Raw genomic sequence first — 20,146 nt, 5'->3', positions numbered from 1 at the left:
CCCAGAAAGGGCCTTCAGCCTGCGTGAAGGAGAGTCCTACCATGTCGTCCGTTCAATCCCCGTCACAGCCTCGTGCCATGCAGTCCATTGGTTTTCTACTACTGGATAACTTCACGCTCATCTCCCTGGCTTCGGTCGTGGAGCCGCTGCGCATGGCCAATCAGCTGTCGGGGCGGGAGCTCTATCGCTGGTGTACCCTGAGCCTGGACGGCCGTCCGGTGCGGGCCAGCGATGGCTTGCAGATCACTCCCGATAGCGCCGTGAGCGCGGCTCCGGCAATGGACATGGTAATCGTCTGTGGTGGCGTGGGTATCCAGCGGAGCGTGTCGCGCGAGCACTGCACCTGGTTGCAGAGTCAGGCACGCCAAGGGCGCAAGCTGGGTGCGGTCTGTACTGGTAGCTGGGCGCTGGCCCGCGCCGGGCTGCTCGATGGGTACGACTGCAGCGTGCACTGGGAGACCCTGGCGGCACTGCAGGAAGCCTATCCGCGCGTCGTGCTGAGCACGCGTCTATTCACCATCGACCGTAATCGCTGCACGGCCTCTGGCGGTACCGCGCCGATGGACATGATGCTGCACCTGATCGGCCGCGAGCATGGCCGCGAACTGTCCGCCGCCATCTCGGAAATGTTCATCTACGAGCGTATTCGCAACGAACAGGATCACCAGCGCGTACCTCTCAAGCATATGCTCGGCACCAACCAGCCCAAGTTGCAGGAAATCGTGGCGCTGATGGAAGCCAACCTGGAAGAGCCCATCGATCTCGACGAGCTGGCCGTGTACGTGGATGTGTCCCGGCGGCAGTTGGAGCGACTGTTCCAGAAGTACCTGCACTGCTCGCCGTCGCGTTACTACCTCAAGCTGCGTCTGATCCGCGCGCGGCAGCTGCTCAAGCAGACCACGCTCTCGATCATCGAGGTCGCTTCGGTATGCGGCTTCGTCTCCACCCCGCACTTTTCCAAGTGCTACCGCGAGTACTTCGGTATCCCGCCGCGTGACGAGCGCCAGGGTCCGACCATTCAGCAGCCCATCTCCCTGATGCCACTGTCCCAGGAATTGTCACTGATGCCGGCTTCTTCGGCGCTCGCGGCCTTGAGCCAGGCGCAGGGCGAATCGACTTTCGCCAGCGTACGCCTGTAGCGGTTCGATAGGGCTACGCCTACTCCGGAGAGGGTAGGCGGAGTGCTGTCTCTCTTTGTGTTGAAAACGCTCAGCGACCGCTGGGCAGGCTGAGCAACAGAGCCGCTGTCTGCAGATCCGGCTGGCCATCGAAACGCCCTGGCCGGTATTTCATCTGGAAGGCGCCGATGACGTCGCGGGTGGCGGCATCGAGCACGCCAGTGCGAGGCACCGCATAACCGATACGCGCCAACTGGTCCTGGAACCACGCCGGTGATGGCAGCACGCCGCCCAGGCTGGCCTGGCGCTGGGCGACCACGGCGGGGTCTGGCCAGTTGATCAGGCCGGCGGCGGCCAGCCGTGACCAGGGAAATAGCGGGCCGGGGTCCTGCTTGCGCCCCGGGGCGATGTCGCTGTGGCCGACGATGGCCCTGCGATCCAGGCCATGCCGCTGTTCGATGTCCTTAAGTAGCGGAATCAGCGCCTGGATCTGGGCTTCGCTGAAGGGATACCACTGGCGCCCGGTCGGGGTATCGCGAAAGCCCAGGTTGACCATCTCGATGCCGATGGAGGTGGAGTTGAGCCAGGTACGGCCTTCCCATTCGCTGGCACCGGCATGCCAGGCGCGGCGATTCTCGTCCACCAGGCGATAGATGGTGCCGTCCGTATCGATCAGATAATGGGCGCTGACGCCGGCCTGAGTCAGCAGCTTGAGTGACTGCTTGGAGTCGGCGGCGGTGTAGTGCAACACGATGTATTGCACCCGACTGTCCTGATCGCGGGAGGTGTAGTCGTCGTTGATACGCGGACCGCTGGCGCAGCCGGCCAGCAGCAGGCCACAGAGTAGCCAGGGAAGGAGCTTGAACAGATAGCGCACGGTTACCTCGCGAAGCTGGAAAGGGTCAGGCCACTTCCAGGCGATCGCGTCCGGCGCGTTTGGCGCGGTAGAGCGCCTGGTCGGCACGCTCGAATACGGTATCGGCATCTTCGCCCGGCGCAAAGGCCGCAAGACCAGCGGACAGGGTAATGACCACGCGTTCGCCCTTGAAATGGAAGGGGCAGGCCGCCACGGCGGCGCGCAGCTGTTCGAGCAGCGTAACGCCACCCGCGATGGGGGTGGCGCCCAGCAGCAAGACGAATTCTTCGCCACCGAAGCGGGCGATGAAGTCAGTCTTGCGCAGGCGACGCTGCAATTCGCCACCGATGATCTTGAGCACCTTGTCGCCGGCCAGATGGCCATAACCATCGTTGATGCGCTTGAACAGGTCCACATCGAGCACGGCCAACAGCAGGTCGCCACCATGGCGTTGCCAGAGGGCCACCTCCAGTTCCAGGCGCTCGCTCCAGGCGGCACGATTGGGCAGCCCGGTGAGCGGATCGCACAGCGCCTTTTGCCGCTGCTCTTCCAGATGACCGCGATACTGCTGGGCTTCGCGCTCCATGGTGGTGACCCTTTCGGTCAGCGCGGTCAGGCGTTCGTTGGCTGCCTGCTCGCGGGTTTCCCGCTGGGACTGCTGGTCGGCCAGGCTGGACAGCAGGCCTTCGAGGCGGGCATCCAGCGACAGCTTGAGGCTGTCCAGGTCGGTGGCGTCCTGGACTTCCGTCTGTAGCTCGTTCACCTGGCCACGCAGGGCATCGCCGAAGGCACGCTCCTGGGTCTGGCCGTCCTGGCGCTCGACATGGATATCCTGCAGGCCGGTCTGGAAGGCCGAAAGGCGCTCGTTGAGTTGGCGCAGGTAATGCTGGAATTCGCTCTGGCCGGAATGATTGAGGGCGAGCACCAGGATCGACAGGTCATCGAGCACCGGGACCAGTTCGTACCAGTTCAGGCTGCCCTGGATCCGCTGGCGCAACTGTTCGGCCTGCGGCTTGTGGCTGTCGGGCAGGGCCAGGTCGTCGAGCAGGCGCAGCAGGGTGGCTTCGAGGTGCGGCGCGATGGCGCTGTAACCGGGCTCGGGAACGGGTGGCAGGGCATAGGCGGGGTCGGCGGAGGCGGCCGGCTCCAGCGAGACGGGCGCGGACTCGCCGAGCGCTGTCGCTGGCTGTTCGGCTGGCGACGGTAGCTCCGCGACGGCTGGGTCTGCAGCTACCGTGGCTGCGGCCTCTGCCAGCGGTGCGGCGGAGTCTTCGGCCTGCTCGCCGCGGCCGCCGAGCAGTCGCTGCAAGAAACCGGGCCGCGCCGGTTGGTCGGGTTGCAGGGCACTCAGGGCTTGTTGCTGGAGCCGGCTGAACTCACCCAGCAGTGCAGGCAGCTCGCCCGGTTGCCCGGCCGCGGCTTGGGCGCGCTTGGCAAAGCCCTTCAGTGCCTTGCGCTGATCGCGCGGCAGTTCGAGGGTCAGCAGTAGCCGGCAGAGTTCGGCGAAGGCCTCGGCGACCTGCCGCGTCCGCAGTTCCCGCCGCTGTTCGGAGTCGAGCACCGTGCGCTCCAGGCGCGGGATGAGCTTGGCGAGATCGGCGTCGCTGTCGTCACGGCGGAGGATGTCACGCAATTCGACCAGGCAGGCGTCCACCGCCGCGTCGTTGCCTTCGGCGGCCAGGCTGCTGCGCACCAGCCCCCGGCGCACCAGGTCGAGCCGGTTCTCCCACCGGCTTTCCAGGCGCTCTTGATTTTCGAGGCTTTCGAGGTATTTGTTTTTCCAGCGTTCGACGTCCGCGCGCTCCATCCGCCTGCTCCAAAGGCTTGAGGGTGGCTGGCAGGCAGGCACGACGGGGCGGCCAGCCGACTTGATAGTCGCTAGGGTATCGGCCAGTACGAGGAAAGTTTGAGCAGGACGACCGGAGGCCGCTTGGGAGGGACGAGCTGAGGCGCCGCCGCCGCAGGATGCGGCGGCGGCGGAAACTTACTTGGCGGCGCGTTCTTTCTGGATCAGGAAGTCGGCGACTTTCAGCGCCTCGTCCGGACCACCGGCGGAGCCCAGGTCGAAGCGGTACTTGCCGTCGACCACCATGGTCGGTACGCCGGTGATCTGGTAGGCCATGGCCAGCTTCTTGTCCTTTTCCACCTGCCCCTTCACGGCGAAGGAGTTGTAGGTGCTGAGGAATTTCTCGCGATCCACGCCCTGGGTCGCGAGGAAGTCGGCCATTGCCTCGGGGGTGTCCAGCTTCTTGTGCTCCTTGTGGATGGCGGCGAAGACGGCGTCGTGCACCTTGGCTTCCACACCCATGGCTTCCAGGGTCACGAACAACTGACCGTGGACGTTCCAGATGCCGCCGAACATGGCCGGTACGCGCTTGAAGTCGACGTCAGCGGGCAGCTTTTTCACCCAGGCGTTGAGGGTAGGCTCGAAGGCATAGCAGTGCGGACAGCCGTACCAGAACAGCTCCACCACCTCGATCTTGCCGGGTGTGGAGGTAGGCACTGGGCTGCTCAATTCCGTGTATTGCTTGCCGGCTTGGATGTCGTCGGCATGGGCGACTGCACCGAACAGGCTGGCGGCGGCGAACACGGCGGAGAAAAGCAGATTACGCATAGGGCTACTCCTAAAGAATGAGACGCCCACCAACCGGGCGTTACGAACTGCGGGCATTGTAGCCGGGTGCATCGCCACGCCTAGTCGCCTGCCTAGTGGACGCCGGCCATGTTCAGGCTTCGTTCAGCTTACCGGAGGGCAGGGCCCTCATCTGGCGCATCCGATATACTGCTGGCTTTGCCGCGCGGTCGCGAGTACGCCCATGTCCAGCTTCAAGAATCCCATCGTCGGTCTGTGCCAGCAGGCGTCCTTTCTCATCAGTGCCGCCAAGGTCGAGCAGTGCCCGAGCGACAGCGGCCGGGAAGTGGCCTTCGCCGGGCGCTCCAACGCCGGCAAATCCAGTGCGCTCAATACCTTGACCCACGCGAGCCTGGCGCGCACGTCCAAGACGCCTGGGCGTACCCAGTTGCTCAACTTCTTTTCCCTGGATGAAGAGCGACGCCTGGTGGACCTGCCCGGTTATGGCTACGCCAAGGTGCCGATCCCGCTCAAGCAGCACTGGCAGGAGCACCTGGAAGCCTATCTGAGCAGCCGTCATTCGCTCAGCGGCGTGGTGCTGCTGATGGACATCCGCCATCCGCTGACCGAGTTCGACCGTTTGATGCTGGACTGGGCCCAGGCCAGTTCCATGCCGCTGCATATCCTGTTGACCAAGGCCGACAAGCTCGCCTTCGGTGCCCAGAAGAATGCTCTGCTCAAGGTGCAGCGCGACGTGCGCCAAGGCTGGGGCGATACCGCCAGCATCCAGCTGTTTTCGGCGCCCAAGCGCCAGGGTGTGGAAGACGCCCAGCGGGTGCTGGCCGCTTGGCTGGGCCTGGGCGAGCCGGCCGCCGAGGCATAAAAAAACTCCGGACTTCCATCGGGGGAGGGGAGAAGTCCGGAGTCCAAGTCTGGTCCGCCCAAGCGGGGGCCAGAATCTGCCAACACTAAACAGCAAAGGAGCAGAACGGCTATCCAAACCGTTCAGCTGTTCAGACGGGGCACCGTGAAAAAGGTTCGCCCCGGCCGAGAATAAAGCGCGTGCTCGGATCAGCGGCCGTTGTTGAGCCCCAGGCCCTCGTCGACGCCCAGGTGCACGTTCATGCACTGCACCGCCGCCCCGGCCGCGCCCTTGCCCAGGTTGTCCAGGCGCGCGACCAGGGTCAGTCGCTCGGCGTTGCCGAAGACGAAGAGGTCGGCACGGTTGGTGTCGTTGCTGGCCTGGACGTCGAAGAAGCCATTGTCCAACTCCTCCTCGGCCGCCACCGGTGCGACGCGAATGAAGGCTTCGCCCTCGTAGTGACGCGCCAGGGCGGCCTGCAGATCAGCGGCGGTGGTGCCGGGACGCAATTGGCTGGCGTGCAGCGGAATGGTCACCGCCAGGCCCTTGAGGAAGGGACCGACGATGGGGCTGAACACGGGAGCCGCGGCCAGACCGCTCTGCACGCGCATTTCCGGCAGGTGCTTGTGGCCCTGGGCCATGGCGTAGGGACGTGGGCTCTGCAGACGCGCATCGCCACCCGCTTCGTAGGCGGCGATCATCTGCTTGCCGCCGCCGCTGTAACCGGTCAGGGAAAAGGCCGACAGCGGCGTCTCCGGGGCCAGCAGGCCGGCGTCCACCAGTGGGCGGGCTAGCAGGATGAAGGCGGTGGCGTGACAGCCAGGGTTGGCGATGCGCTTGCTGGCGCGCAGCGCCTCGCGCTGACCGGGGGCCAGCTCGGGCAGGCCGTAGGTCCAGCTGCTGTCGGTGCGGAAGGCGGTGCTGGCGTCGATGATGCAGGTGTGCGGATTGGTGACCAAACTGACCGCTTCACGGGAGGCGGCGTCGGGCAGGCACAGGAAGGCCACGTCGGCGGCATTGAGGAAGCGGGCCCGCTCGGCTGGGTCCTTGCGCTTGCTTTCGTCGATGCGCAGCAGCTCGATGTCCGGGCGACCGGTCAGGTAGTCCAGCAGACGCAGGCCGGTGGTGCCTTCCTGGCCGTCGACGAAAACTTTGAAGCTCATGGCGGTGCCTCTCGCGGATGGGCGCTGAAAAGCCGATTGTAGCGATTCGAGCAGTTCAAGAATATGTCGGAGGTCAGGGATACAGCTGCATTTCATGCGACCAGCGCAGCAGACCGGGCCAGAGCGGTTCGATCAGCTTTGATGAGTACAGATTTTATTTATAAGAATTTGTACGGATACAGTAATGCATGGCTGTAAGTGTTTTGCTTGCCTGTTACCGGTGAAGCTGGGTCTCCCTGCCGCTTCACTGGAATTTGCCATGGACCGCCTTTCGTCTAGCCCCTCGCTCGTACGCCTCAGTACCCGCCGCCTTGGACTCGGCCGTCTGCTCGGGCTGTTGGCCCGCTGGCGGCACCGGATGGTCTCGCGTCGGCAGCTGCAGCAACTGGACAGCCGAGCGCTGGCCGATCTGGGCCTGAATCAAGCAGATCAGTCTCGGGAAGGCGACAAGCCGTTCTGGCGAGAGTGAAATTCCGCGTCGGGATGCGACTTACTGGCGCTGACGGTAGTCTCACTCAGGCCTATCCAGACGGGAGTCATCCATGAAAACGCTACACCTGGGCGCCGCCGCGGCGCTGTTCTGCCTGTCCTCCGCCGCTTCGGCGTCGAGTTTCTATGTCACCACCGACATCATCGTCAACGCCATCGACGCGACCTCCGATGCCACCTCAGCCATCACCGGTTCGTTCAAGAACGACAAGCTGGTGCTCGCGGCGCGTGATGACGCCGCCAGTTTCGTCGGCAGCGCCGGCGATATTCGCGGGGTACGCCTGGAGGCGGCGCTGGATCATCTGCGCACCCAGGCGCCGCAGCTGCGTCAGGCCAGCGATGCGCAACTGGCACAGGCGATCCTCGCCATCTAAAGCGCAACACCGCGAAACGCTCGGCGCGCCGCTTGGCGGCTAGCCCGCAGCGGGGTGCTGCGTTAGCCTTGGCGACCATCTGCCACCGGAGGGTCGCCAACCATGTTTTTCCGCCGTTCTGCCGGGCTGCTGCTCGGTCTCTCTCTTGCCGCACCGGCGTTTGCCTTCGACTCCACCACCGAGAGTCTGGTCAAGACCATCTATGGCACCAGCCAGCTGACCACCGCGCCCTTCCAGAACAAGCTGGTCCTGGCGGCGCGGGACGATGCCGCGACCTTCGTCGCCACCGACGGCGTCGTGCGTGGCGCGCAGCTGGAAGAAACCCTGAGAGCCCTGCGCGCGGCCGATCCCGGCTTGCACGCGTCCGATCGGGAACTCGCCCAGGCCATTCTGAGTCAGTAATCCGTTTCAATTCCGTGACATCCCTGGAGTATCCATGCGCCGTTCCCTGCTTATCGCCGCTGCCCTGACCCTGGGCGTTTCGAGCCTGGCTCAGGCCCAGACCCTGGTGGCCACCAGTAACATCGTGGTGCGGGCGCTGCAGCGCAGCATCGACTTCACCTCCGATACCACCACGTCCATCCGCGATGCCAAGATGATCCAGGCGGCGCGTGGCGATGCCGCCAGTTTCGTCGCCAGCAATGGCGACATCCGAGGCGTGCAGCTGGAAGAAGCCTTCCGCAGCCTGCGCGATCAGCTCCCGGCTGCCCGCGAGGCCAACGATCTGCAGCTGGCTCAAGCCATCCTCGCGCTGTGAACGGCCGTGCCGGCCGGCTGTGGGTGTGGCTGGCCGGCCTTGCGGCCGGGTTGGCCCTCGGTGGGGCCCAGGCCGCCCTGCGCCTCGAACTCGATACCCAGGGGCTGACGCCGGCCCAGGTCCAGGCGACCCAGCACCTGCTGGATGAAGCCCAGGCCTTGCTGCCACCGACATTCAAGGCGGCACTGGATGAGCGTATCCAGGTGCACTGGAGTGATGAGTTATTGCAGGAGGCCTATGGCGAGGCCGATCGCCGCACCCTGCAACTCAACCGTCGTCTGTTGCCGAGCCTGGTGGATGGCAGCGATACCCGGATCCAGACCGGGCGTCCCCACGGCACCCAGCATCGCGAGCTGCTGGCCACGGTGCTCCATGAGCTGACCCACTTCTACGATCGTGAGCAGGTCTGGACGCCCGCGCAGCGCCAGCTGATCCTGTACTGCGGTGGCCTGGACCTGACGTCCGACAAATTGCCGCTCAAATGCCAGGGGCAGGCTGGGCGCAGCTATACGCTGTCGGATGATCCGCGTCTGCTGGACCTGGCTGGTTGGCAGGTGAAGACCCGCAAATACGGTAATCGCGAATCCAAGAATCTGTTCGTTGCCCGCAGTCCCGATCTCTATGAGCTCACCAACCCGAAGGAATTCGTGGCGGTGAACATGGAGTACTTCCTGCTTGACCCCAGCTACGCCTGCCGGCGACCGGGACTGCAGCAGTATTTCGCCCAGCATTTTGGCTGGTCGCCGCCGCACGACGCCTGTCCCGGTCGCTATCCCTATCTCAACGCCGGCAACGACTTCGGCGAGGCGCCCCTGGGCTGGCTCGATCCGGAGCGGGTCTATGCGGTGGACTACCTGCTCGCCGAGGGCAACGAGAAGGTCATGAGTCGCTGGGGGCACAGCATGCTGCGCCTGGTGGTCTGCGCACCCGGGCGGCCGCGTGGGCCGGATTGCCGGCTGGATCTGCAATACCATCTGGTGCTGTCGTTCCGCGCTTTCGTCAACGATGTCCAGCTCTCCAGTTGGCGCGGCCTGACCGGCTCCTACCCCTCGCGGCTGTTCGTGCTGCCGCTGGCTCAGGTGGTGGACGAATACACCAAGGTAGAGCTGCGGGGCCTGCAATCGGTCCCCCTCAAGCTGACCCGCCCGGAGATCGCCGACTTCCTTGAGCGCACGGCCCAGGTGCACTGGAGCTATGACGGCCAGTACTACTTCATCACCAACAATTGTGCGGTGGAGACCTTCAAGCTGTTGCACGACGGGGTACCGCGTCTGGCGGCTGCCCAGCTCGATGTCATCACCCCCACCGGGCTGATGGATGCCCTGAGGATTAAGGGGCTGGTGGACACCTCGGTGCTGGACGATCCGCGCGAGGCGCTACGCCTGGGCTATCGCTTCGACAGTTTCCGCGAGCGCTTCCAGGCGATGTTCAAGGTGGCCAAGGAGCGCCTGAACCTCCCTCAGCCGGATGTGGAGGCCTGGCTGGCCCTGACTCCAGAGCAGCGCCGCACCTATTTCACCCGCGCCGACCTGCGCGGCAGTGCCGCCCTGTTGCTGCTGGAGCAGGCGGCCTATCGCCGGGCGTTGCTGCAGGCCCAGACCGAGCTCAAGGACCGCTACCTGGGTGAGGACGCGGTGGACAAGGCGCGCTTCGGCAAGGCCGGTAATGCCCTGGAACAGATTCTCAAGGACAGCGGCTACCTGAGTCGGCCCGCCGAATTGCTGGGTACCGCCGGCTATGGCCTGCCGCAGCCGGGTGAATGGCAGCAACTGACCGCCGAGAGCCAGAAGCGCCAGGCCCATCTGCGCAGCCTCAGGGATACGCTGAACAATGAGGTCCGCCAGTTGCTCTCGCCCGAGGCACGGGATGGCCTGGATCTGACCGAGGCTAACCTGGACCTCTTGGGCAAGCACCTGCGTGAGCTGAACAAGGCCAGTGGTGGCCTGGAGCTGAAGTAGGGCGGTTGATACTTTGTTGGGCTTCGCTGCGCTCAACAGTGCCCAAGGCCTAGCTTCCACTGTTGGGCTTCGACGATGAAACCGTCTCAACCCAACCTACGAAAGCGCCTCTGTAGGTTGGGTTGAGCGTTAGCGAAGCCCAACACTGCATTTAGCGCTTCGGCGCCTTGCCCTGGGGCTTGGCGGGAGGCGCCGGTGGCTGCGGTGGCTGCAGCAGGGCCAGCAATTGCTCCGGTGGCACTTCCTGGCCGTTGAGCGTCAGGCGACCCGTCGCGTAGTTCAGCGTGGCCACCAGATCCTTGCCTTCGGCCTTGAGCAGGCCGCTGTTCAGGCCGATGTTGGCCAGGGCTTCGGCGGTCGCCTGGGCCTGTTGCTGCACCGCGGGTTGCTCGCGCTGAGCACCGGCCTGGAACAGCACGCCGTCCACCAGGCTGCTGCGCGCCACCGATAGGCGGGCATTGAGCTGGGACAGTACCTGGGCACCGAGTTGCTCCGGCGGCAGGTCGTAGGTCGTGGGCTTGTCCAGCGTCAGATCGAAGCGCAGATGGTTGCTGCCGCCTGGAGTATCGAAGCGGAAGTCATCCACCACCAGTTGTGGACGCGCCGCGAGGACGTCGCTCAGGCGCTGTTGCAGGGTCGCCTGGGTGGTGGGGTCGAGGCCTTCGTCGGTATCCAGCGGCAGGTGCTGGAGCAGGGCATTCAGCTGGGCGAGCGCAGGGCTGTCGAGATGACTGTAGTGGGCGCTCAGGGTCGCCTTGCCCAGCGTCTGGCCGGCCACGGCGAGGCGCCCCAGGCTGGCGTCGAGCGTGCCGGAGAGCTGCTGGCCCTGCTGCTGGGTATCGTTCTTTAGCTGCAGATCCTGCAATTGCACCTCTGGCTGGCCGGGCATGGCCAGGACCAGCCCCGTCAGGCGCAATGCGCCCGGGCCGAGCCAGAAGCCATCGGCATTGCGGCGGTTGTCGCCGGTCAGGCTGAGGCCTTGCAGTTCCATCTTGGTCCAGCCGTCGGGCGTGCGGACGTTGAAGCTGAAATGCCCTACCGAGCCCTCCAGGCGGAACTGCTGGGCCTCCAGATCGGTACGGAAGCCGGCGTTCAGGCCGGAGAAGGCTATCGCGCCCTGAGGCTGGTCCATCTGCAGCGGGGCGACGATCAACTGGCCGTCGACCGCCCGGTCGTAGCGGAGCGTCGCATCGAGCCGAACGGGTTCGGCGCCCTTGGTCAGGGTGAACAGCGCGTCCACGAGGGGGGTACGTACCAGGGTCAGGCGGTTGACCGCCATGACCGGGGCCAACTGCAGTGACTTCAGGCGCGTGAGCGGGAAGGGACCGTGCTGGATCTCGTCCGTTACCTGCAGCACTTCCATCGGCGCGTGGTCCTCTGGCTGCATGCTCAGGCTGAACAGGGCGGTGCTGCTGAACAGACCGCGGTGAAATTCGACCAACTGGATCTGCGGATGATACTCCGGACGCTCGGCCTGCAAGACCGCCTGGGCTTGGCTGGCGGCCTGGCGCAATTCGGCTTCCAGACGCCCGCCGGTGTACCAGGCGCCACCGACGCCGATGCCGACGGCCACCAGGGCGAGTCCGGCGAGGGTGGTGAGGAGCGGTTTCTTCATGGATGACAAATCCCTTTGCAAGTGTCGCGCGGGAAAGACCCACGGCGAATCGGAAGCGGAGTGTACGAAAGCGTCGAGCCAATGCCGAGGGGGATAACGGGTCCGCTACGATGGGTTTGTGATCCCTTTCCACTGCGGCTCGCCCTGAGTCGACGACTCAGGCGGCGAGTGCTAGCGTGCCGCGATCCCTTCTGCCGGAGAATCCGCCATGACTGCCCGACCATCCCTGTCTGCCATCCCCTCGGCCTCGTTGCGGGAGGTGCGGACATGAGCAGCCAGCGTCCGGTGGAAGGTCTGCAACTACCGGCTGAGCTGCTGGCCCGCGCCGAGGCGCTGCTGGCCCGGGGCGGGCGGCGCCTGTTGGGCATCGCCGGCACGCCTGGCGCAGGCAAGTCGACGGTGGCCGAACTCTTGGCGGCGGCCCTGGGCGAGCGCGCCGTGGTGGTGCCCATGGACGGCTACCACTTGGCCAACCGCGAACTGGCCCGCCTGGGCCGCGCCCAGCGCAAGGGCGCGCCGGACACCTTCGACGCCCGCGGCTATCGCGCCCTGCTGCAGCGCCTGAAAGACCCGGTAGCGGGAGAGACCGTCTATGCCCCGCTGTTCAATCGCGAGATCGAAGAGCCCATCGCCAATGCCATTCCGGTGCCTGCCGACACCCAGTTAGTGATCAGCGAGGGCAACTACCTGCTGCTGACCCAGGCGCCTTGGAGCGATGTGGCCGAGGTGTTCGACGAATGCTGGTACGTGCGCGTCGACCCCGAGGAACGCCGCGAACGCTTGGTCGCCCGCCATATGCATTTCGGCCGTAGCCGGGAAGCCGCCGAGGCCTGGGTGGCAAGCACCGACGAGCCCAATGCACGGCTGATCGACGGGGATCGGGCGCGGGCGGATCTGGTGGTGGAATGGCGGGATGGGGCGGGGAACGGGTAGGCCGAGAGAGATACGGGGGTTTGCTGCCTATACGGCAGTGAACCTATTCACCTGGCTGGAGCTAGCCTTCCCCAATTTCTAAGCTGCCTATACGGCAGTGAACAAGTCTTCGGTCGCTGGTGCCCGCCGTTCTATTTTCTAAGCTGCCTATACGGCAGTGAACGCCCAGGACGCCATCGTTGGAGATGACCAGAATTTCTAAGCTACCTATACGGCAGTGAACCGCCGTATGGCCTTCGCCCTGGCCGCTGCGGATTTCTAAGCTGCCTATACGGCAGTGAACGCATAGGAATCAGTGCCGAGCCGTCACCGATATTTCTAAGCTGCCTATACGGCAGTGAACTAGAGCGTTTTCTACATAACACCTTGATATATCGAAGACTAACCGGATTTTCCTCGCAAAACCCTTTTTTTCGCGCCCTTTTCCAAGTTATTGATTTTTATAGTTGTAAGGCGGGTGTATAAAAAGAGGGTGTGAATGCAGCGTCATTCACCAAGACTGGACATATGCTAGCCTGAGCCCTGCCTGCTTAGAATCCGCCGCCTGCATCCAGCCATGTTTGTTCTTCCGCTGTATTGATCCGGCCCAACGCCCGGTTACGGTGTGGAAAGCGCCCGAAGCGGACGATCACGTCCAGATGCGCCTGGGCATAGCTGCGGTAGTGCTCGATGCCCAGGGCTTCGAACAATTCGAGAGAGCGGTGCTGATCGGCCAGGGCTTCGGAATGCTCGAATGGCAGATAGAAGAAGGCGCGCAGCTCGGGTTCGATCTGTAGATCCAGGCCGGCATCGATCGCCTGCCGGGCGTAATGCAGGGCCAGGGCGTCAGTGGCGAAGGCGTGGCCGCTGTGGCGGAAGATGTTGCGCGGGATCTGGTCGAGCAGCAGGCAGAGGGCCAGGGCGCCTTCGGCATTGTCTGCCCAGCTATCGAATTCGCGGCGACTGGCGGCGAAATGTGCGGCTTCGAAGCGGATGCGGCATTCGGCGTCGAAGGCGGGAGCGCCCTTGAACCATTTTCGCCGGCCGGCAGCGTGCCAGAAGGTTACGACCTCCCGTGGTTGCATGCTGTCTTCCTCCGATCGATTCCGGCTCGCCTGGGCGTTGGCTCCACCAACAAGAATAGCCTGGAGACTTACGGCCAACGACCATAGCTATCTATGTACGGCTGCACCAGAGTGAGCAGTGCGTCATTGACTTACATAGCGACCGCGGTATGATCGTGGTACGCCAATGACGCATGGATCGCGACATGATCTTTATTGAAACTCCGGTCTTCACCCGGCTCGTCAAAGAGTTGCTTGAGGATGATGCCTACGCTGCTTTCCAGCGTGAGCTGGCGCAAAACCCGACAGCAGGCGATGTCATCAAGGATACCGGTGGCCTACGCAAGATCCGTGTCGCCAGCGGTGGCCATGGCAAGCGTGGCGGCTCTCGGGTGATCTACTATCACTTCGCTGCCGATGCTCGCATTGCCCTGCTACTGATCTATCCCAAGAGCGAGAAGGACAACCTCTCAGTCGAGGACCGGAAAGCCTTGAAGGCCATGATCGAAAAGTGGAGATAGACAGCATGACCAAGTTCCTAGATGACCTCATGGAAAGCGTTACCCAAATGGACGAGATCGTCCGGGGTGAGCGGCAACCTTCCCGTGAGTTTCACGTCGATGCCTTGCAGATCAAGGAGATCCGCAAGAGCACCGGACTTAGCCAGGCGCAGTTCGCCAGGAAGCTCAATATCGACGTCGGTACGTTGCGTAACTGGGAGCAAAGCCGCCGCGAACCCACCGGCCCGGCGAAGGCCCTGTTGATGGCGCTCAAGAACGATCCCGTGCATGTGCTGGCGGCGTTGGAGGCTTAGCCGCCGTAGTGCTCGCTTCTAGGCTGACTGTGCGGCAGTGAATCGGTACTCGGTCGGTACGCCAGATGGCATGCGTTTCTAAGCTACCTGCACGGCAGTGAACGCCCTGGCCGGGCACCGCTTTCAAGCCCGCTGTTTCTAAGCTGCCTACACGGCAGTGAACGACCCGCCCGAGGGCCTGGACCCGCGCAAGATTTTCTAAGCTGCCGTGTAGGCAGCTTAGAAAACCGGCACGGCGAGAACGACCACGATTTCCTGGTTCACCGCCGTGTAGGCAGCTTAGAAAATCGATCAGCCTGATTGCGTCGAGCTGCGCGAGTTCACTGCAGAGTAGGCAGCTGAGGAAGGCTTACCAACAGCGGGCTGGGTGGCTGAGGGCATGCACTGCCGTATAGGCAGTTCGAATACTCCACTTGCGAGTCGGTCATCTTTACCGACTGTCCTGTAATACCACGGCCCCGACCGTTCCACGTGAAACCTACCCCCGCCCCACATAGGGCATCTTGGTCGCCATTACCGTCAGGGTCTGGACATTGGCGTCCAGCGGCAGGCTGGCCATGTAGCGGACGGCATCGGCCACGTGTTTGACATCCATGCGCGGCTCCACCGCGGTGCTGCCATCGGCCTGGAGGACGCCGTTGGCCATGCGCTCGGTCATCTCAGTGGCGGCGTTGCCGATGTCGATCTGGCCGCAGGCGATGTCGAAGGCGCGGCCGTCCAGGGCCAGGGCCTTGGTCAGGCCGGCGACGGCGTGCTTGGTGGCGGTGTAGGGCGCGCTGAAGGGTCTTGGCGTATGGGCCGAGATGGAGCCGTTGTTGATGATGCGACCGCCGCGGGGCGATTGCTCGCGCATCAGGGCGAAGGCCGCGCGACTGCAGAGAAAGACGCCGGTGAGATTGGTGTTGACCGCCCGGTGCCAGGCATCCAGCTCCAGTTCGTCGATGGGCACCGCCGGGGCGCCGACGCCAGCGTTGTTGAACAGCAGGTCGAGGCGGCCGTAGGTGGCGCGGATGTGGTCGAAGAGCGCCGCGACGCTGGCGGCATCGGTGACATCGCAGGGGATCGCCAGGGCTTCGCCGCCCTGCTGGCGGGCTTCTTCCACCAAGGCTTCCAGGGGCTCGAGGCGGCGGGCGGCGAGGACCACGCGGAAGCCGTCCTGCAGCAGACCGAGGGCGACGGCGCGGCCGATACCTTGGGAGGCACCGGTGACGAGGGCAATGGGGCGAGCGGTGGTCATGGGTGGTCCTTGGGCTGGCGAAGATGCTGCCAAGGCTAGCAGGTCGTGGTGATACAGACAGTCGCCTAGTGCGTTGGGCGGCCCTCACCCTAGCCCTCTCCCGTAGGGAGAGGGGACGATTGGGTGTGCTGGGGAATGTTTGTAGTCAGCCGATGGGTGCGGAGCTGGGCGGCCCTCACCCTCGCCCTCTCCCAGAGAGAGGGGACGGTTAGGTGTGCTGGGGAGGTTTTGTTGTCAGCCGGTGGGTGCGTATAGGGAGAGGGGATGACTCCTTCATCGCTCCCTCACTGCCAGCCGTAACGCCTAATGAACCAGCCTTTCATGCTCTGGACCACCAGGGCGTAGCCCACCAGCAGCGCGGCCAGATAGGCGAAGTAGCCCAGCGGCAGCGGTTGCAGGCGGAAGTAGCCGGCCAGGGGCGAGAAGGGCAGCAGCAGGCCGATGGCGACGATGAGGCCGGTCATGACCAGTAGCGGCGTGGCGGCGCAGCTCTGGACGAAGGGTAGGCGGCGGGTGCGGATCAGGTGTACCACCAGGGTTTGGGACAGCAGGCCCTCGACGAACCAGCCGGTCTGGAACAGCGTCTGGTGAGCCACGGTGTTGGCATCGAAGACCTGCCACAGGAGCAGGAAGGTGAGGAGGTCGAAGAGAGAGCTCAGCGGGCCGAAGAACAGCATGAAGCGGCCGAGGCCCTCCACATTCCACTGCTGTGGCCGGGCCAGCAGGTCGGCGTCGACGTGATCGAAGGGGACGGCGGTCTGCGCCAGGTCGTACAGCAGGTTCTGCACCAGCAGTTGCAGCGGCAGCATCGGCAGGAAGGGCAGGAAGGCACTGGCCACCAGGACGCTGAAGACGTTGCCGAAGTTGGAGCTGGCGGTGATCTTGATGTACTTGAGCATGTTGGCGAAGGTCTTGCGTCCCTGCCGTACGCCTTCCTCCAGCACCAGCAGGCTCTTCTCCAGCAGGATGATGTCGGCGGCTTCCTTGGCGATGTCCACCGCCGAGTCCACCGAGATGCCGATGTCGGCGGTACGTAGCGCCGGGGCGTCGTTGATGCCGTCGCCGAGGAAGCCCACCACCAGCCCCTGGTCGCGCAGCAGCCGTACCAGGCGTTCCTTGTGGGCGGGGGTGAGGCGGGCGAACACCGTGGTGGAATCGAGCAGGGCGCTCAGGGCGGGATCGTCCAGTGACTCGATCTCGGTACCGGTGAGCAGGCCCTCCACGTCCAGGCCGACGTCCTGACAGATGCGGCGGGTGACGCGTTCGTTGTCGCCGGTCAGGACCTTGACGGTGACGCCCTGGTCGGCGAGGGCGCGCAGGGCGCCGACCGCGGTCTCCTTGGGCGGATCGAGGAAGGCGATGTAGCCGATCAGCACCAGGTCGCGTTCATCGGCGACGCTGTAATCCAGGTTGTCGCCGGGCAGCTCGCGGATCCCGACGGCCACCACGCGCAGGCCCTCGTCGTTGAACCCGGCGGTGAGGGCCCGGATGTGCGCCAGGCGCTCGGCAGTGAGCGGCAGATCGGCGCCGTCTTCGCGGACCAGGCTGCAGGCGGCGAGCATCTCTTCCAGGGCGCCCTTGCACACCAGCAGATGGCGCCGACCGTCGGCCACCACCACTGACATGCGGCGCCGCTCGAAGTCGAAGGGCAGTTCGTCCACCTTGCGATAGGTCAGGGTCAGGCCGCGGAGTTCGCCACGCTTCAGCACGGCGACATCGAGCAGGTTCTTCAGGCCGGTCTGGTAATGGCTGTTGAGATAGGCGTACTCCAGCACGGCATCGCTGGGCTGGCCGCGGGCATCGGTGTGGCGTTCGAGGAGAATGCGGTCCTGGGTCAGGGTGCCGGTCTTGTCGGTGCACAGCACCTGCATGGCACCGAAGTTCTGGATGGCGTCGAGACGCTTGACCACCACCTTCTGCCGCGCCAGCACCACGGCGCCCCTGGCTAGGGTGGCGGTGACGATCATCGGCAGCATCTCGGGGGTCAGGCCGACCGCTACCGAGAGGGCGAACAGCGTCGCGTCCAGCCAGTTGCCCTTGGTCAGGCCGTTGATCAGCAGCACCAGCGGGGCCATCACCAGCATGAAGCGGATCAGCAGCCAACTGACCTTGTTGACCCCCTGCTGGAAGGCATTGGGCTCCTCGCCGCCACGGGTGACGTGCTGCGCCAGGCTGCCGAAGTAGGTGTCGAGGCCGGTGCCTATGACCACGGCGGTGGCGGCGCCGCTGACCACGTTGGTGCCCATGAAGCAGAGGTTATCCCATTCCAGGGCGCTGCCGCTGTCGGTCAGGGTAAGGGCACGTTTTTCCATCGGCAGGGATTCGCCGGTGAGGGCCGCCTGGCTGACGAAGAGGTCGCGGGTGCTGAGCAGACGCAGGTCGGCGGGAATCATGTCGCCGGCGGCCAGGCGTACCACGTCGCCGGGCACCAGATCGCGGATCGGCACCTCGACCCCAAAGGGATTGCTGGCCTCCGGACGCAGCACCGTGGCGGTGGTGCTGACCAGCGCCTTGAGACGCTCGGCGGCGCGGTTGGAGCGTGATTCCTGGACGAAGCGCAGGACCGTGGACACCAGCACCATGGTGCCGATCACGACGGCGCCGGGCAGGTCGGCGGTGAACGCCGAGACCAGCGCCAGCAGGGTCAGCAGCAGGTTGAAGGGATTGCGATAGCTCAGCCAGAGGTGGCGCCAGGCACTGAGCGTCTGGCCCTGTTCCACCTCGTTGTAGCCGTGGAGGCGACGGCGTTCGGCTGCCTCGGCGGCGGACAGGCCCAGCGGACTGCTGCGGTAGCGCCTGAGCAATTCGCCTTCGGCGGAACCGGCGGCTTCGTGCAGGCGACGACTGAAATCGGCATTGGGCTCGCGCTGGCCCTGGCTGGCGGGCAGGTGCTGCCAGAGTGCCGGACGGCGGAACAGTCGCCGGTCGAGGCGCTGGCTGAAAAAGGCCAGCAAGGGTTGGGTGAAGAGCTTGCTGAGCATGGCGACTCCCGGTGGCCGAGACCACGCTGAACAGGCTGCGGCGCGCGGGGCGACCGCCTGGTGAGCCAGGCGGCCAGGCAGGGCTATCTGGCGCGGGATAGGGAACGAGGGGCGGAATCGATTAGGCGCGATAGCCTGGCACCGCTCAAGCACGCGCCAAAGGACCGCGTGGCGCGCTCGGTGATTCCAGCAAAGGCGGGTTAAGGCTGGCTTAACGCAGGGTGAAGTCCGGGGCGACCAGGATCGCCTGGCCGGACGGCCGCTGCCGCAGGCGAGCGAGGTAGGCATCCAGGCGCGGCCAGGTGGCCAGCCAGCGTGGCTCCGGCAGTCGTTCCAGGTAGTCCAGCATGGGCGCCAGCAGGGCATCGGCCAGCCCGAAGTTGGGCGTGCAGAGAAAGGCGTCATCGCCCAGTTGGCGGTCGAGCACCGCCAGGGTCGCGCTGACCTCGGCGGCGGCTGGAGCACGATCTGCCAGGGCCAGCGGCGCAACGCCGCCGCCGGGCGCTGCAACTGGCCACCACCCTGATCGGCGGCGTGGCCCTGGCGCGGGCGCTGGATGAGGAGGATCTTGCCGAGGAGCTCTTGGCGGCCTGCCGCCAGAGCGGTCAGGCGCTCCTGGCCGAGGACGAGGATTTGGCAGGCTCGGCCGGCTAGGGGACACTGGCGTCCCCCCTGTCCGCCGAGGTAACCCATGCTTATCCGTCCGCTCGAAGCCGCCGATTTCGACCAGGTCTGGCCGCTCATCCAGCAAGTCGTCCAGGCGCAGGAGACCTATGCCTACGCCCCCGACATGACCCGCGAGGAGGCTTGGCGCCTTTGGGTAGAGGTGCCGCGAGCGACCTACGTCGCCGAGCGCGAGGGGCAGATCCTCGGCAGCTACTACCTCAAGGCCAACGCCATGGGCCCGGGCGACCACGTCTGCAACTGCGGCTACATGGTCGCCCCCGCCGCCCGCGGCCAGGGCGTGGCCGGTGCCCTCTGCGAGCACTCGCTGCAGGTGGCGCGTGAGCTGGGCTTCCTGGCGATGCAATTCAACTCGGTGGTGGCGAGCAACAGCGTGGCGGTACGGCTGTGGCAGAAACACGGCTTCCAGATCGTCGGCACCCTGCCCAAGGCTTATCGGCATGGGAGCCTGGGGTTGGTGGATTGCTATGTGATGTATCGGTGGTTGTGAGGCTGGATCGATAGGTGAGGGCTTTTGCTAAGACCCAGCCACGGGCTTGTTCAGCTTTGAATAAGCCTCTTCGTGGCTGTTGCGTGCAAACGCAGCCAGCTGGATGATTCCAACAATGACCTGTAGCAGGGTCGAAGCAGGGGACCGGAGCTGAGGGCGACTTCAGCTCGGCGTGTCACAAGATAGCGAAACTCATGCTT

Annotated in this window: 20 protein-coding genes and 1 CRISPR repeat array; of the genes, 11 read left to right on the top strand and 9 right to left on the bottom strand. The window is 64.9% G+C overall.

Annotated elements, in window-relative coordinates; translation table 11 throughout:
- The first annotated feature begins 41 nt into the window (after positions 1-41).
- Positions 42-1,139, top strand: coding sequence for a choline metabolism transcriptional regulator GbdR (gene gbdR / locus FAZ11_RS13940; RefSeq protein ID WP_058768392.1), 1,098 nt, complete (start codon positions 42-44; stop codon positions 1,137-1,139).
- Between the two features lie 70 nt (positions 1,140-1,209).
- On the opposite strand, the gene FAZ11_RS13935 is transcribed toward gbdR, so the two are convergent.
- The 3 genes from FAZ11_RS13935 to FAZ11_RS13925 form a co-directional block, all read right to left on the bottom strand.
- Entirely contained in the window at positions 1,210-1,995 is a 786-nt protein-coding gene (locus tag FAZ11_RS13935) for an N-acetylmuramoyl-L-alanine amidase (RefSeq protein WP_058782669.1), read from the bottom strand.
- A gap of 25 nt (positions 1,996-2,020) precedes the next feature.
- Entirely contained in the window at positions 2,021-3,781 is a 1,761-nt protein-coding gene (locus FAZ11_RS13930; RefSeq protein WP_058773766.1) for a GGDEF domain-containing protein, read from the bottom strand.
- Positions 3,782-3,958: 177 nt separating this feature from the next.
- Entirely contained in the window at positions 3,959-4,588 is a 630-nt protein-coding gene (locus FAZ11_RS13925; RefSeq protein WP_058768389.1) for a thiol:disulfide interchange protein DsbA/DsbL, read from the bottom strand.
- 202 nt (positions 4,589-4,790) lie between these two features.
- On the opposite strand from FAZ11_RS13925, the gene yihA reads away from it, so the two are divergent.
- The gene (yihA, locus tag FAZ11_RS13920; protein WP_058763090.1) at positions 4,791-5,429 is read left to right on the top strand and encodes a ribosome biogenesis GTP-binding protein YihA/YsxC; all 639 of its coding nucleotides are present in this window, start codon (positions 4,791-4,793) and stop codon (positions 5,427-5,429) included.
- 188 nt (positions 5,430-5,617) lie between these two features.
- On the opposite strand, the gene argC is transcribed toward yihA, so the two are convergent.
- Positions 5,618-6,571 (bottom strand): N-acetyl-gamma-glutamyl-phosphate reductase, encoded by a 954-nt coding sequence (gene argC / locus FAZ11_RS13915; protein WP_058763092.1) that lies wholly within the window; start codon positions 6,569-6,571, stop codon positions 5,618-5,620.
- 184 nt (positions 6,572-6,755) lie between these two features.
- On the opposite strand from argC, the gene FAZ11_RS25205 reads away from it, so the two are divergent.
- The 5 genes from FAZ11_RS25205 (at position 6,756) to FAZ11_RS13890 (ending at position 10,149) form a co-directional block, all read left to right on the top strand.
- Positions 6,756-7,040: a DUF1127 domain-containing protein gene (locus FAZ11_RS25205; protein ID WP_338052962.1), complete on the top strand. Its 285-nt coding sequence runs from the start codon at positions 6,756-6,758 to the stop codon at positions 7,038-7,040.
- Positions 7,041-7,113: 73 nt separating this feature from the next.
- A complete protein-coding gene (locus FAZ11_RS13905; RefSeq protein ID WP_058763096.1) occupies positions 7,114-7,434 on the top strand; it encodes a DUF2388 domain-containing protein in 321 nt (106 codons plus the stop codon).
- 102 nt (positions 7,435-7,536) lie between these two features.
- Positions 7,537-7,836 carry a DUF2388 domain-containing protein gene (locus FAZ11_RS13900; protein WP_058768387.1) on the top strand — a complete coding sequence of 100 codons (300 nt, stop codon included), beginning with the start codon at positions 7,537-7,539 and terminating at the stop codon, positions 7,834-7,836.
- 34 nt (positions 7,837-7,870) lie between these two features.
- A complete protein-coding gene (locus tag FAZ11_RS13895; RefSeq protein WP_058763100.1) occupies positions 7,871-8,191 on the top strand; it encodes a DUF2388 domain-containing protein in 321 nt (106 codons plus the stop codon).
- Positions 8,188-10,149, top strand: a complete 1,962-nt coding sequence (locus tag FAZ11_RS13890) for a DUF7844 domain-containing protein (RefSeq protein ID WP_081320056.1) — start codon at positions 8,188-8,190, stop codon at positions 10,147-10,149. Before FAZ11_RS13895 ends, FAZ11_RS13890 begins: the two co-directional genes overlap by 4 nt.
- Before the next feature lie 151 nt (positions 10,150-10,300).
- Here FAZ11_RS13890 and FAZ11_RS13885 read toward each other — a convergent pair whose 3' ends face one another.
- Positions 10,301-11,764 (bottom strand): YdgA family protein, encoded by a 1,464-nt coding sequence (locus FAZ11_RS13885; protein ID WP_058773765.1) that lies wholly within the window; start codon positions 11,762-11,764, stop codon positions 10,301-10,303.
- 267 nt (positions 11,765-12,031) lie between these two features.
- On the opposite strand from FAZ11_RS13885, the gene FAZ11_RS13880 reads away from it, so the two are divergent.
- Positions 12,032-12,697, top strand: a complete 666-nt coding sequence (locus FAZ11_RS13880; RefSeq protein WP_058773764.1) for a nucleoside/nucleotide kinase family protein — start codon at positions 12,032-12,034, stop codon at positions 12,695-12,697.
- A 75-nt stretch (positions 12,698-12,772) separates the two neighbouring features.
- Positions 12,773-13,040: a CRISPR direct-repeat array (repeat unit 28 nt; unit sequence TTTCTAAGCTGCCTATACGGCAGTGAAC).
- A 187-nt stretch (positions 13,041-13,227) separates the two neighbouring features.
- Here the strand turns inward: FAZ11_RS13880 and FAZ11_RS13875 are convergent.
- Complete coding sequence (locus tag FAZ11_RS13875; protein WP_137279295.1) at positions 13,228-13,761, bottom strand: DUF924 family protein; 534 nt, start codon at positions 13,759-13,761, stop codon at positions 13,228-13,230.
- A gap of 185 nt (positions 13,762-13,946) precedes the next feature.
- Between FAZ11_RS13875 and FAZ11_RS13870 the strand changes: the two genes are divergently transcribed.
- Together FAZ11_RS13870 and FAZ11_RS13865 are read left to right on the top strand one after the other, a co-directional pair.
- Entirely contained in the window at positions 13,947-14,261 is a 315-nt protein-coding gene (locus tag FAZ11_RS13870; RefSeq protein WP_058773762.1) for a type II toxin-antitoxin system RelE/ParE family toxin, read from the top strand.
- 5 nt (positions 14,262-14,266) lie between these two features.
- Entirely contained in the window at positions 14,267-14,554 is a 288-nt protein-coding gene (locus FAZ11_RS13865) for a helix-turn-helix domain-containing protein (RefSeq protein ID WP_058773761.1), read from the top strand.
- Between the two features lie 478 nt (positions 14,555-15,032).
- Here FAZ11_RS13865 and FAZ11_RS13860 read toward each other — a convergent pair whose 3' ends face one another.
- The 3 genes from FAZ11_RS13860 to FAZ11_RS24865 all read right to left on the bottom strand — a co-directional run bounded on the left by FAZ11_RS13860 (position 15,033) and on the right by FAZ11_RS24865 (position 19,199).
- Positions 15,033-15,791 (bottom strand): SDR family oxidoreductase, encoded by a 759-nt coding sequence (locus FAZ11_RS13860; protein WP_058773760.1) that lies wholly within the window; start codon positions 15,789-15,791, stop codon positions 15,033-15,035.
- Positions 15,792-16,075: 284 nt separating this feature from the next.
- Positions 16,076-18,772, bottom strand: coding sequence for a magnesium-translocating P-type ATPase (gene mgtA, locus FAZ11_RS13855; protein ID WP_058773759.1), 2,697 nt, complete (start codon positions 18,770-18,772; stop codon positions 16,076-16,078).
- Between the two features lie 211 nt (positions 18,773-18,983).
- A complete protein-coding gene (locus FAZ11_RS24865) occupies positions 18,984-19,199 on the bottom strand; it encodes a glutathione S-transferase C-terminal domain-containing protein (protein ID WP_193557155.1) in 216 nt (71 codons plus the stop codon).
- A 264-nt stretch (positions 19,200-19,463) separates the two neighbouring features.
- Here FAZ11_RS24865 and FAZ11_RS13845 point away from each other — a divergent pair, with 264 nt between their 5' ends.
- Positions 19,464-19,946, top strand: coding sequence for a GNAT family N-acetyltransferase (locus tag FAZ11_RS13845; protein WP_058773758.1), 483 nt, complete (start codon positions 19,464-19,466; stop codon positions 19,944-19,946).
- The last annotated feature ends 200 nt before the right edge of the window (positions 19,947-20,146 follow it).

Source organism: Pseudomonas rhizoryzae (genome assembly GCF_005250615.1).
Classification (GTDB): domain Bacteria; phylum Pseudomonadota; class Gammaproteobacteria; order Pseudomonadales; family Pseudomonadaceae; genus Chryseomonas; species Chryseomonas rhizoryzae.
Note: the sequence above shows the minus strand (reverse complement) of the source record. Positions and strands in the feature narration are given on the sequence as shown.